Genomic DNA, 12165 nt, shown 5'->3' on the forward strand with positions numbered 1-12165 from the left:
GGCCCGCGCCAACTAGGGTACTGGTCGTACCTTATTTTCCGCTCCCCGCCCACCCCCAGGAAGGCAGGACACCGTGCGCGCCAAAGGCATCAGCTACGACACCGGATTCGTCAGGAACGGGTCGTACTCCCGCAGCCGGTTCGAGCCGAAGGAAGTCGAACGCGAACTGCGCATCATCCGCGACGACCTGCACTGCAACGCGGTCCGCATCATGGGCGGCGACCCCGACCGGATCGAACTCGCCGCCGGACTCGCCGCCGACCTCGGACTGGAGGTCTGGTACTCCCCGTACCCGCTGGAACTCACCGCCGACGAGCTGCTGGCCCTGTTCGCCGACTGCGCCGAGCGCGCGGAACGGCTGCGGCGGCGCGGGGCCGAGGTGGTGTTCGTCACCGGGGCCGAACTCAGCCTGATGAACCCGGGATTCCTGCCCGGCGACACCACGGACGACCGCATCGCCCTGCTCAGCCGACCCGAGCTCGTCCGCGAACACCTCGGACCGGTCAGCGGCCGGGTCAACGCGTTCCTCGACCGGGCCGTGGCCACCGTCCGCGAACACTTCGGCGGACGCGTCACCTACGCCGCCGTACCGCTGGAGCGCGTCGACTGGACGCCCTTCGACCTCATCTCCCTCGACCTCTACCGCTCCGCAGAGACCGTCGACCGGTTCGCCGACGGCGTCCACGAGCTGGCCGCGCAGGGAAAGCCCGTCGCCATCACCGAGTTCGGCTCCGCCGGCTACCTCGGCGCGGGCGACCGGGGCGCGCTCGGCCTGGACATCGTCGAGTACGACGCCGAGGGCCCCGTCCGACTGAAGGCCGCGCACGAGCGCGACGAGGCCGGCCAGGCCGCCTACCTGCGCGAACTGCTGGAGGCCTTCGACGCCGGCGGCATCGACGCCACCTTCGTCTTCACCTTCGCCCTGTACGACCACGTACACCGCCCCGACGCCGACCCCCGCGACGACCTCGACCTCGCCAGCTACGGCATCGTCAAGGTCTACGAGGACCGCCCCGGCACCACCTACCCCGACCTCCCCTGGGACCCCAAGGCCGCCTTCACCACCCTCGCCACCTACCACCACACCCACTGACCAGGCACCGCCCGGCACCGCCTCGGAAAAATATGCCGACCGGTCTACTGATTCACACCCTTGCGCACCAACCACCCACCACCCACCTCGCACCTCGCACCTCGCACCTCGCGCAGGAAGTCGGCCGGCCCGACTTCCTGCGCGACACCCATCCAGCACGGGACCGAATATGACGACCGGTCTACATAGTCGGGCTCGCGGCAAGCATGAGCACCCCCGCGCGCAGGAAGTCCACCTGGCCGACTTCCTGCGCAGCGCCCCCAGCCAGACTGGGCGCGCAGAATCTGGCGACCGGTCTACATAGTTGCGTGCGCGGCGAGCGGCGCCTCCGCCTTCGCCTCCGGTGCGCACAGGAAGTCGGCCTGGTCGACTTCCTGTGCGGAATCCACCGCGCGCAGCGCAGAATATGACGGTCGGTCTACATATTTGGCCGACGGCAGGCGTGAGCACCCTCCCCCACGCGCAGGAAGTCGGCCTGGTCGACTTCCTGCGCCGCCCCCCAGGCTGGCGGGCTGGGGGGCGAGGAATATGACGGTCGGTCTACATAATTCCCCGAGATGGAAACGACGGCGCGTGACGTCCGGCGCGTGACGTCCGGCGGGCGGGGGGCTAGTCGGCGAAGCGGGCTGACAGGTGGGGGAGGAGGGTGGGGAGGTCTTCGTCCTCCCAGGGCTCGCCGGTCGGGGGGCCGGAGGTGATGCCGTTGGAGGGGAGGTCGGCGCCGGTGAGTTGGCGGTAGGCATGGGTGGCCGCGTAGGCGAGGTCTTCGGCCTCCAGTTCCTCCTGGTCGGGGGTGAGGAGTTCGGCGAGGCTGTCCGGGTCGGCGAGGGCCTGTTCGAAGAGAGTGCGGCCGGCGCCTATCAGCCAGTCGCGGAAGTAGTCGAAGCCGTCGTCGCTGCAGCCGCCGTTGACGAGGTAGCCCGCGCCCCAGAGCAGCCAGGTGCAGGAGCGGGCCTTCTGCTGCGCGTAGTGCCGGTCGAAGTCCGCGATCTGATCGGGTGCCAGGCCGGCGAGGTGCTCGGTGAGCGCGTCGGCATGTTCACTCTCGTCGGCGGCGCCAGCGCGGGTGTCGTCGATGATCTGCCAGAAGGTGTCGAGGTCCATGCCCGTCACCCTGGCAGCTGGGACTGACACTCTCTCGCGCAGGCGACAGAACGGTTTCAGTGGTTTCAACGGTTTCAGCAGCTTCGGCGGTTTCAGCGGTGCGAGTTGGCACTGCCGTCCGCGTTCTCCGTGGAGAGCAGGACGACGGGCGTGCCGAAGTAGAGGATGCTCCCGCGATGGGGCCAGGTGGCCGATATCCAGCGGTCGCAAGCGGTTCGGGTCCGGATGGCGGCCCGAGCCAACCCATGCCACGTTACTCAAAGTGTTCACAAAAACACCTTGTGTTGTCCCAATGCTGCGGCGTGGCGTCTTGCGGTGACCACGCCCGACTGGAACGGAGACGGTATGGCAGGGATCAGACGCGGTCGGTCGCGCGGCAGGCTCGCCGCGGCGATCGGACTGGCGGTCATCGGCATGACGGCGGGTTGGGGAGGAGGTTCGGCACAAGCCTTCCCGACACACGCCTTCCCTGCACGGGAGACGACATCCGTCAGACCTGCCGCCGCCTCACCCGCGGACGGCGCGGACCGCACGGACCGCACGGACCGTGCGAACGGCGCGAACGGCGCGAACGGCGCGGACGGAAAGTCAGGCCCCCGCGCGCTGACCTGTCCGCCGGTCCCGGTATGGGCGAACACCGGCGGCGGCGGTGACCAGCTGTACTCGTACAGCCCGACCGGTACGCAGTTGTCCGACGTGCCGCTGGTGCGGGATTACGGGGACATCGCGTGGAGTGCGGACGGCACGACGCTGTACGGGGTGTCCTGGCACGAGAGCCCGGCGACGCTGTACACGATCAACCCGGCCACGGGTGCGGAGACGAGTTCGGTGGTGATCACCGGTCCGGCCGCGGTCGACGGATTCGACTTCAACGCGCTGAGCTCCCGGCCCGACGGCAGCCTGCTGGTCGCGTCGTTCTTCTCGAACCTGATCTGGACGCTCAACCCGACCACCGGGGTGAGCGCGCTGCTCCCCGTCGCCTACCCCGCCACGCTCGTCTCCTCGGGCGACTTCGTCACCCTGCCCGACGGTGACGTCCTCGGGGCGGCGTTCGATTCGTTCTTCCAGAACCCGACCTACTACTTCCGCATCCACCCGAACAACACGATCACCGAGATCGGCAACGTGCCGGGCTCCACGTACGGTCTGGCCCAGTCCGGCGGCCAGGTGTACGTCTTCCGCGCGAACGGCACCATCGAGACCCTGAACTCGATCCCGGCCGGTCCCTCGACCGCGGTGATCCCCACCACCGTCGTCGCCAACACGGGCCACCCCTTCTACGGCGCCTCCTCAACCCAGGACAGCGGGAACTGCAACCTTCCGGCCGGCACCTCCTACACCGTCGCGAAGTCGGTGTCGCCGACCGGCCCGGTGGACCAGGGCGACACCCTGACCTACACCGAGACCGTCACCAACACCGGTACCAACCCGGCCACCTTCGCGGGTTTCAGTGACGACCTCTCGGCCGTGCTGACGGACGGCACGCTGGTGGCCGGCTCCGTCACGGCCAGCTCCGGAACGGCCGCCGTCACGGGGAACACCCTGACCTGGTCGGGCACGCTGACGGCGCCGCCCGCCGCCGGGTCCACCGTGACCGTGAAGTACCAGGTCACGGTCAACAGCCCGGACACCGGCAACTTCGCGCTGACCAACAACGTCGCGCCGACGATCGCCGGCGGCACCTGTGCGACCGCGACGGGCTGCACCACCACCGTGCTGGTCAACGTCCCCACCCCCGAGATCGACAAGTCCGCGGCGGAGGCCTCGTTCGTCACCGGGCAGACGATCCACTACACCTACGCCGTCACCAACAACGCCTCGGTGCCGCTGACGAACATCGCGGTCACCGACACCGGCCCCGGCGCCCCGACGGTCATGTGCCCGGCGGGCCCGCTCGCGGCCGGCGCCACGGAGAAGTGCACCGCCACCTACACCGCGACGGCCGCGGACGCTGCGGCGGGCACGATCACCGACTCGGCGAACCTGACGGCCACCGTCGGCACCCAGACGGTGACCTCGACCAGCAACCAGGTCGTCGTGCCGCTGCGGGCGCTGACCATCACGAAGTCGGCCGTCCAGCCGAACTTCCAGGCCCCGGGCGAGACGCTCAACTACACGTACACCGTCACCAACACCGGCCAGATCGCACTGACCGGCGTGACGGTGACCGACCTGACGCCCGGCGTCACCGTCTCGGGCTGCGGAACCAACCAGCTCGCGCCCGGCCAGTCCACCACCTGCCAGGCCACCTACGTCACGACGGCGGCGGACGTAGCCGCCCAGAACGTGCCCGACCAGGGCCAGGTCACCGGCACCGACACGGGCGGCCAGAGCGTCACCACGACCAGCAACAAGGTGAACACCCCGCTGGTCGCGATCACCGTGGTGAAGAAGGCCGCCGAGGCGCAGTACACCGCCGCCGGGCAGACCATCCACTACACCTACACGGTCACCAACACCGGCGCCCAGCCGCTGACCAACATCGGCGTGGTGGACAACGGCCCCGGCACTCCGACCGTCACCTGCCCGCCCGGCCCGCTCGCGCCGGGCGTCTCGGAGAAGTGCACCGCGACCTACGTCACCACCGACGCCGATGTCGCCGCGGGCAAGGTCGTCGACACCGCCCAGGTGACCGGGACCGCCCCCGGAGGCCGGACCGTCACCTCGACCAGCAACAAGGTGACCGTGCCCTTCGCCGGCCTGAAGATCGTCAAGGCCGCCCAGGAGACCTCGTTCTCCGCCGTCGGCCAGGCCCTGCACTACACCTTCACCGTCACCAACACCGGTGATGTGGCGCTTAGTTCGCTCGCCGTGACGGACTCCGGTCCGGGCACCCCGGCCGTCTCCTGCCCGGTGACCACCCTGGCCCCGGGCGCGTCCACGACCTGCACCGCGACCTACTCCACCGCCGACGCCGACGTGCAGGCCGGGAGGATCACCGACACCGCGACCGTCACCGGCACCACCCCCGACGGCACCCGGGTGACGGCGACCAGCAACACCGTGACCATCGTGGCCTGCACCCCCTGCGAGGACCAGGACCACGGCGGCTGCGACGGCAGCAACTCCGGCGGCCACGGCGGCTGGGGCGACCGCCACCCCGGCCCCGGCCAGTGGGACAACCACCCCGGCGGCACCGCCCCCGGTGACACGTCGGCCGCCGAACACCCCGCCGGCACCCACCCCGCGCCCGTTCCCCCGCGCGACACCGCCGCGCAGGCACCCGCCCTGATGCTCGCGAACGCCGGATCCCCGGTGGCCATGGCCGGCCTCGGCGGCGGCGCGCTGCTGGGCCTCGGCTGGCTCATCGCCGCCTTCGCCTCGGCCCGCCTGCGCCAGGACCGCTCCGGAGAGTGACCACCCTCCACCACCCGGGCCGGCCCCGGCGACGCACGCAACGCACGCAACACATACGCCGGGCGTAGCGGCCGGGAGGGCAGAGTGCGCCACCACTGGTGGCGCACTCTGCCTGCTTTCTAGCCGAGGACGGCGTCCACGGCGGCCGCCAGCGCCTCGCGCACCGCCGCGGGGCCTCGACACTCCGCCCGTCCTCGTCGGCCACTCCGTCGGCGGCTTCATCGCCCAGCACCTCCTCGGCCAGAACCTCGCCCGGGCCGCCGTCGCGATCTGCCCCGGCCAGATCAAGGGCGTCAAGGCCGTCGGGCCGGCCCAGGCCAAGTCGGCCTTCGCGTTCCTGCGCAACCCCGGCAACACCAAGCGCGCCGTCTCGCTCAACCCCGAGCAGTTCCGCTACGCGTTCGCCAACGCCGTCCCCCAGCAGGAATCCGACGAGCTCTTCGACGAGTGGACCATCCCCAGCCCGGCCCGCCCGCTGTTCCAGCTCGCCCTGAGCAACTTCGCCCCCCACTCCCCCGCCAAGGTCGACACCGGCAACCAGGAGCGCGGGCCGCTCCTCCTCCTGTCCGGCAAGCTCGACCACACCGTGCCCGACGTGCTGACCCGCTCCACCCACAAGCAGTACCGCAAGTCCTCCGCCGTCACCGACTACCACCGCTTCGACGACCGCGGCCACTCCCTCACCGTCGACCACGGCTGGACCGAACTCGCCGACCACTCCCTCACCTGGCTCGACCAGCGCCACATCGGCTGAGCAGACGGCACCGCCCGGCCCCGGCTCCCCGGCCCGCCGCCCGAAAGGTGCGGGCGGCGGGCTCGAACGGCAGCCCACAGGTCAGCGGCGGCCGATGATCTTGGAGAACGTTGCGAGGGAGACGGTGCCCGTCTTCTTGGCCGCATCACCGACGATGCCCCAGCTGCCGATGCTCTGCCCGTAGTTGGCGGTCAGCGCGGCGCCGCTCGCGCCCTCCTTCGCCTGGGACATGTCCGAACCGGTGGACATCTCGACGACCAGCGGGACCTGGGTGGCGAGGTTGACCGAGCCCTGGAGGACCTTTCCGGCGAGCTTCCCGGCCTTCTCGGAGGCACCGACGACCTTGGCGCCCTTGGTGCCGATGTAGTTGAACACCTTGGTCGCGTCGGAGGCTCCGGAGCCGCCGGTCTCGGCGAGGAAGGTGAGCCCGGCCCTGCGGACACCGACACTGGCCTTGTAGCTGGCCTTGGCGCCGGTGCCGATCGTCTTGACGATGGCCTTGCCCGCCTTGAGGCTCTTGGCGACCGCGCCGACACCGGGCAGGGCGGCGAGCGCGTCCGCGCCCAGGCCGACGATCGTGGCCGCGTCCCAGTCGCCCTTGATCGCGGCGTCCACGGTGTGGGCGCCGAGCGCGGCGATGGCGGTGACGGCGGCGACCGGGCCCGCGATCGGCGTGAGGACCGGGATGAGGGCCAGGACGCCGGCGACGGCGGACACGATGCCGAGGATGTCCCCGAAGGTGGACCAGAAGCTGCTGCCCTGCTCCGCCGCCGCCTTGCGGGCGGCCTCCGCCTTCAGGTACTCGAACTCCTGACCCCGGGTCTGGATGACCCGGGTGAACTCCCGGTCGGTGAGCAGGCACTGCAACTGGAGTTCGGCCTGGAGGGCCAGCGCCATGTCGATCAGGTCGTACAGGCGCCCGTCCTTGATCCACTCCCGGGGGTAACCGTTGTCGGTGAGCCGGAAGTACACGCCCTCGCCGCTGTATCCGCCCATGGCCAGGGACTCGATCTCGCCAAGGTAGCGGGCGACGGTGGGGTGCTGGAAGGCGATGACGCCCGCGAAGCCGGGAAAGCCGGTGTCCGCCCTGTAGGCGTTCCGCTCGCGGATGAACGCCATGGGGTCGGCGATGAACCGTTTCCGCTCCTCGCTTGTCAGGGACGACTGGTCGGGAAAGCCCGAGGGGAGTTCGGCCATCTTCTCGGACAGGAGCTTCTTGAAGTCGTGCAGCTCCTGTGCGACCTCCTGGCCGGAGGATGCGTAGGCCCTGAGCTCCCAGTCCAGGCGGCGCAGCGCGTCGATGACCTGGTCGCGCTGGAAGACGTACATGCGCAGGATCTGGTCGATCCGGTAGTGGTCCTCGGGGCGCAGCGCCGCCGGGTCCCACTTCCAGATCTTCATCGCGTCTTTGCTGTTGGTGGTGTACATGTTCAGTTCGCTCTGAACATTGAAGACGATCTTGTCCCTGCCCGCGTCGAAGCCCAGGGTCGGCAGGCCGACGCTGAGCCCGTACTCGATCTTCATGGGTGTCCCCTTTTCCCGGTCAGGCCGCGGCGGCGGTGTCGAAGGTGATCGTGCGGCAGACCTCGGCGAGGATCTCCACGCAGGAGTCCCACTCGGGGAGGTTCTCCGTGGCGATGGCGAAGTCGGCCATCGCCAGGCGGCCGGGGATCGGCACGAACACGTGCAGCTGACGGACCACGGTCGGCCCGCCGCCGTCGCCGAGCAGGTTGACCGGGCGCTCGACCTTGCGCTCCTCGGTGAGCAGCACCGCGGGGCCGGCTTCGAGCCGGACGACGCCGACCTCGGCGTCCGGGTAGATGGCGCCCATGGTGCGGGCCAGGCGGTGGACGGTCTGCTCGTTGGACAGTTCGCTGGGGCGGGCGGTGACGGTCAGGATCGCCGAGGCCAGCTTCTCCTCGGGCTTCTCCTTCGTCGGCCCGTACAGCAGCGTGCCCGCGTAGACGGCGCCGGCGGCGGACAGCAGCTCGTACATCGTCTGCTGGGTCAGGACGGCTGCCGCTATCTCCTCTTCCGACGGCTTCGGGTCGACCATGTTCAGCCGCTCGATCAGCCGGTTGGTGTTCACCTCCGCCGACACGGAGAAGTCGAGGTCGGTGAACGCCTCCGGGACTTGGAAGCTGATCGGCAGGTCGATCGTGGCGTCGGGCACAGGGACGCTCCTCACAGGCGGGACACGGATGCGGCCCACCGCACGACGCGGCAGGACCGCCCGCCATGATCGACGGCCCGTCGGGACCACCGACCCCACCGCCACCCACGGCGCGCGGCCGCTGGCGCGAACCGATCCGCCTTACGTCCCACCTGGACCGAATTGCCCACCCGAACACACGTCCCACCCGTAACCGGAACGGCCTGATCCACCGTCACCCACATGGCCTAAGAGGCCCATTGCGCGACGCGGCACCGCCGGGAACGTCCGCGAAGCGGAACGCCGCGCCGACCGGGGAGGTCGTGCGCGGCGTTCGCCGGGAGAGTCGGGAGCGTCGAGAGAGTGCGGCGGTGGGTTACGCCGCGCCGAGGCGGCTCGGGGCTCCCGGGGCGGGCTTCAGGTAGCGGATGGCGGCTGCTGTCGTCAGGGCGATCAGGGTGACGGTGAGGAGGTACTGGCAGAGCAGGCCGAGATTGCCGAGCTGGTTGTCGTACCAGGTGAAGAACGCGTTGCCGGCGAGGCCGAGACTGAGGACCGGCGGGAGGACGGCCAGTGCGGTCGCGGCCGGCAGCAGCCGGCCCCAGCGGAGGGATGCGAGCGAGAGCAGGGCCAGCGGGATGCAGGCCCCCATCAACGTCAGCACGGGCTGGGGAAGTACGGGGAGGGCGCTCTCGTGAAGAAGTGCGCTGAGGCGGCCCAGGTTGGACAGCAGGAGGCTCGCGACCAGCACCAGGGCGGGCGGGACGGCGGCGCGCGGTCGGCGGGCGATCGTGCTCTCCAGCAGGTCGCCGGGGGCGGCGAAGAGCAGCAGGGACCACAACACGTTCGCGCCGGACGACATAATCAGGAGGGTGTAGTCCGGCGGAAAGCCCGGCACCACGGTCCACATCGCATGCTGCTGGACGAAGCACTGGGCGATGGCGGCCACTCCGGCCAGGGCGGCCAGGGTCCGGACGGTGGTCCACCGGCGGAACAGCAGGGCTACCACGACCAGCAACCAGAGCACCTGATTGACATCCTCCCTGCCCTAAAGGACGGGGATTCCTAGCTCACTTCGCCTGGCCGTCAGCGACGGGCAGGGCTTACAAGATCAGCACTAGCCGGGTCGAGACCAGCCCGGACGAGCATCACCCGGGCGGAGTTCTTGTCCCTGGGAGAGGAGACTCCGCACGCGGTGCACGTATACGTTCTCTCGGAAAGCGGAAGACGGTGCTTGGCTCTCGCACCGCAGTGCGCGCAGTCCATGGTGGTGTGCGCGGGGTCGACCAGGTGCACGGACCTGCCGTGCTTGCGGCCCATCTCGATCAGGGCGCGCTTGGTCGCCCCGATCGCGGCGTCGGCGGCCTTCCCGGCCATGGTGGTCCTGGCGAGGAACTTCGGCCGGAAGTCCTCGACGGCTATCGCGTCGTGGTCGCGGACGACCTGCTTGGCCCACTTGCGGCCGGTGTCCTGCCGCTGCCGGGCCACCTTCCTGGAGACCTTCGCGGCCTGCCGCCGGGCCTCGCGGTAGCCCTTCGTCTGCGCCTTCCCCTTCGGGGCCCGGCGGCGCGCCATCTGCCGCTGGTACTTCGCCAGACGCTGGGCGGCCGTCCTGCCGTGCTCCGCGTGCGGGAGGTCATGCGCGTCGGACGTGGTGGTGGCGGTCTCCCTCACGCCCCAGTCGATCCCGATGACCGCACCGGTCTGCGGCAGCGGCCGGACCTCGGCGGCCACGACGAACGAGGCGTACCAGTGCCCGACCGCGTCCTGGTACACGCGCACACTCGACGGGACACACGGCAGGTCACGCGACCACACCACCGTCAGCACGATGCCGCCCGCGAGGTGCAGCCGGCCCTCCTTGAGCCGGAACCCGCGCTGCGTGTAGTTCAGCGACGGCCGGGAGTCCTTGAGTCTCTTGTGCCGGGGCATCCCGGCGCGCTGCTTGACCGGCAGCTTCGCCTTGACGTCCTTGAGCGCCTTGGCGCGGGACCTGGCGAAGTCGCGGATGGTCTGCTGCTGCGGAACGGACGCGCCCTCGCGCAGCCAGCTCATCGACTGCCGCGCCCCGGTCAGCATCCTGTCGAGCTGTGCGGGGCCGCACGTGGTCTTCTCCGCGGCGGTCGCCTTGTTGTGCTTGTGGACCTTGCGGGACATCGCCACGGATTCGTTCCACACCCAGCGGCACTTCCCCCACTCCGCTTCGAGCAGTGCGAGGGCGGTGGCCGACACACGGAGCCGGTAGGCGTACCGGGCGTACCCGGCCTCACCGGCCGTCGCTGTCGTCATCATGAGCCGCAACCTAACAGCCCCCACCGACAACAGCAGAAAGCGCAGGTCAGAACAGATGTGCAGAGAACTCCGCCGCTTCACGGCTCCGGGCCGAGGACCCATTCCTCCCCGGCCTGAAGGCCGGAGCCTCCTGGGAGAAATCAGGTGACGGTCTGGGCGATCAGCGGGGAGTGCCAGTCGACGAAAGCGGTTCCGGGGTGCTGCAACGCGTAGGAGTGGTTGGCCGTGGCCTGCCGCCACTTCTCCGGGAGGAACACGAGGGCGGTCAGCTGCTGACCGAGCGCCATGGCGGCGGCCAGCGGGGCGGTGGTGGCGAGCAGGCGTCCGGCGGTGCTGCTCGCGGTGATGCCGGTGCGCACCCGCAGGCCGTACGCGGCGACGCCGACGGTCTCGCGGATGACGGCCTGTCGGCCGGCGCCTGCGGTGGAGTCGGCGTGGACCGCGGTGATCTCCTCGCCGCGCTCGGCCCGGTAGGCGGCGGGGTAGGCCCGCAGGACCAGTCGCAGTCCTCGCAAGGCGGTGCCGGTGGTGGCGGTGGTGGCGGTGGCGGCGGTGTTCACGCGAGGGCCCCCCTGGCCGTCGGACGGGTGGTGCGCAGACGCCGGTCGGCCTCGGCCACTACCGCGCGCAGCCGGTCGGCCTCGGCGGCGAGGGTGTCCCGCCCTGCGTCGGCGAGTGCGTACGTCCGGCGGGCGCGGCCGTCGATCACCTCGTCGCGCTCGACCTCGATCAGCCCCTGCTGGAGCAGGCGGTCCAACGCGCTGTAGAGCGTGCTGGTGCGCATTTTGACCCGGCCGTCCGAGAGCGCGGCAACCTCTTGGATCAGGGCGTAGCCGTGCCGAGGCGCGTCGGCCAGTGCGGTGAGCAGAAGCAATGTGGGCTCCTGCATGGAGCGTAATGTCATGCGGATACATATACCGTTCATAGGCATATACCGTCTATGGGCCCATGCATCTGGCGCGGGCGGATGCCAGAGCAACCGTTCGGCTCCGGAAGCCGTCATTTCACGGATGTCGGGGCACGACCGCCTCGCCTCAAGGACCCCGGGAGCTGGTCTCGTTGCAGCGGAAGAAGCCGTACTGGCAGCCGTACTGGTGGCGGCTGATGTTCCGTTCGGACACCACGCCGGAGTGGGAGCCGATGGATCGCGGACCGCTCTCCCAGGTCTCGAACCACGCGCTGACGACGATGTCGATCGAGGCCTGGGCCGACGCCTTCCTGGAGGAGGCGCTCTACGAACTCGAAGACCTGCGCGGCGACCTGCGCGTCGAGTGCTACGAGGAGCCCGTCCTCACGGACGGCACTCCGCCGGTGTATTCGCGCCAGGGGCGGCTGCCGGGGAGGTGAGTCCGGGACGGGTTCGGCGCGGGAAGTCGGTGGGGCCGACTTCCCATGCCGCAGTCAGCGAACAGG

General features: G+C 70.2%; 11 protein-coding genes. 4 read left to right on the forward strand and 7 right to left on the reverse strand.

Features of this window, described 5'->3' with window-relative positions; all coding sequences use genetic code 11:
* Positions 1–73 precede the first annotated feature (73 nt).
* Positions 74–1093, forward strand: a complete 1020-nt coding sequence (locus A6F73_RS07245; RefSeq protein WP_063347021.1) for a hypothetical protein — start codon at positions 74–76, stop codon at positions 1091–1093.
* A gap of 609 nt (positions 1094–1702) precedes the next feature.
* On the opposite strand, the gene A6F73_RS07250 is transcribed toward A6F73_RS07245, so the two are convergent.
* A complete protein-coding gene (locus A6F73_RS07250; RefSeq protein ID WP_063347022.1) occupies positions 1703–2197 on the reverse strand; it encodes a DUF4240 domain-containing protein in 495 nt (164 codons plus the stop codon).
* A gap of 696 nt (positions 2198–2893) precedes the next feature.
* Between A6F73_RS07250 and A6F73_RS07255 the strand changes: the two genes are divergently transcribed.
* Positions 2894–5554 carry a DUF11 domain-containing protein gene (locus A6F73_RS07255; protein ID WP_244293593.1) on the forward strand — a complete coding sequence of 887 codons (2661 nt, stop codon included), beginning with the start codon at positions 2894–2896 and terminating at the stop codon, positions 5552–5554.
* Between the two features lie 112 nt (positions 5555–5666).
* Complete coding sequence (locus A6F73_RS07260) at positions 5667–6308, forward strand: alpha/beta hydrolase (RefSeq protein ID WP_079135496.1); 642 nt, start codon at positions 5667–5669, stop codon at positions 6306–6308.
* A gap of 81 nt (positions 6309–6389) precedes the next feature.
* On the opposite strand, the gene A6F73_RS07265 is transcribed toward A6F73_RS07260, so the two are convergent.
* The 6 genes from A6F73_RS07265 to A6F73_RS07290 all read right to left on the reverse strand — a co-directional run bounded on the left by A6F73_RS07265 (position 6390) and on the right by A6F73_RS07290 (position 11641).
* Positions 6390–7832 (reverse strand): hypothetical protein, encoded by a 1443-nt coding sequence (locus tag A6F73_RS07265; RefSeq protein WP_063347024.1) that lies wholly within the window; start codon positions 7830–7832, stop codon positions 6390–6392.
* A gap of 19 nt (positions 7833–7851) precedes the next feature.
* Positions 7852–8481: a hypothetical protein gene (locus tag A6F73_RS07270; protein ID WP_063347025.1), complete on the reverse strand. Its 630-nt coding sequence runs from the start codon at positions 8479–8481 to the stop codon at positions 7852–7854.
* A 355-nt stretch (positions 8482–8836) separates the two neighbouring features.
* On the reverse strand, positions 8837–9478 hold the full coding sequence (locus tag A6F73_RS07275; protein WP_159398390.1) for a hypothetical protein: 642 nt from the start codon (positions 9476–9478) through the stop codon (positions 8837–8839).
* 68 nt (positions 9479–9546) lie between these two features.
* Complete coding sequence (locus A6F73_RS07280) at positions 9547–10752, reverse strand: RNA-guided endonuclease TnpB family protein (RefSeq protein WP_063351007.1); 1206 nt, start codon at positions 10750–10752, stop codon at positions 9547–9549.
* Between the two features lie 140 nt (positions 10753–10892).
* On the reverse strand, positions 10893–11312 hold the full coding sequence (locus tag A6F73_RS07285; protein WP_063347027.1) for a hypothetical protein: 420 nt from the start codon (positions 11310–11312) through the stop codon (positions 10893–10895).
* Positions 11309–11641, reverse strand: a complete 333-nt coding sequence (locus A6F73_RS07290; protein ID WP_244293322.1) for a PadR family transcriptional regulator — start codon at positions 11639–11641, stop codon at positions 11309–11311. The genes A6F73_RS07285 and A6F73_RS07290 overlap by 4 nt, the downstream gene beginning before the upstream one ends.
* Positions 11642–11811: 170 nt before the next feature.
* Between A6F73_RS07290 and A6F73_RS07295 the strand changes: the two genes are divergently transcribed.
* Positions 11812–12099, forward strand: coding sequence for a hypothetical protein (locus A6F73_RS07295; RefSeq protein ID WP_063347029.1), 288 nt, complete (start codon positions 11812–11814; stop codon positions 12097–12099).
* Positions 12100–12165: the final 66 nt, after the last annotated feature.

Origin of the sequence: Streptomyces sp. MJM8645 (genome assembly GCF_001625365.1) — a bacterium.
In the GTDB taxonomy this organism is placed as follows: Bacteria; Actinomycetota; Actinomycetes; order Streptomycetales; family Streptomycetaceae; genus Kitasatospora.

Excerpts from the sequence above, each read along its gene's own strand:
- A6F73_RS07265 (WP_063347024.1), bottom strand. The coding sequence starts at position 7,832 with ATGAAGATCGAGTACGGGCTCAGCGTCGGCCTGCCGACCCTGGGCTTC.
- A6F73_RS07280 (WP_063351007.1), bottom strand. The coding sequence starts at position 10,752 with ATGATGACGACAGCGACGGCCGGTGAGGCCGGGTACGCCCGGTACGCC.
- A6F73_RS07290 (WP_244293322.1), bottom strand. The coding sequence starts at position 11,641 with ATGCAGGAGCCCACATTGCTTCTGCTCACCGCACTGGCCGACGCGCCT.
- A6F73_RS07250 (WP_063347022.1), bottom strand. The coding sequence starts at position 2,197 with ATGGACCTCGACACCTTCTGGCAGATCATCGACGACACCCGCGCTGGC.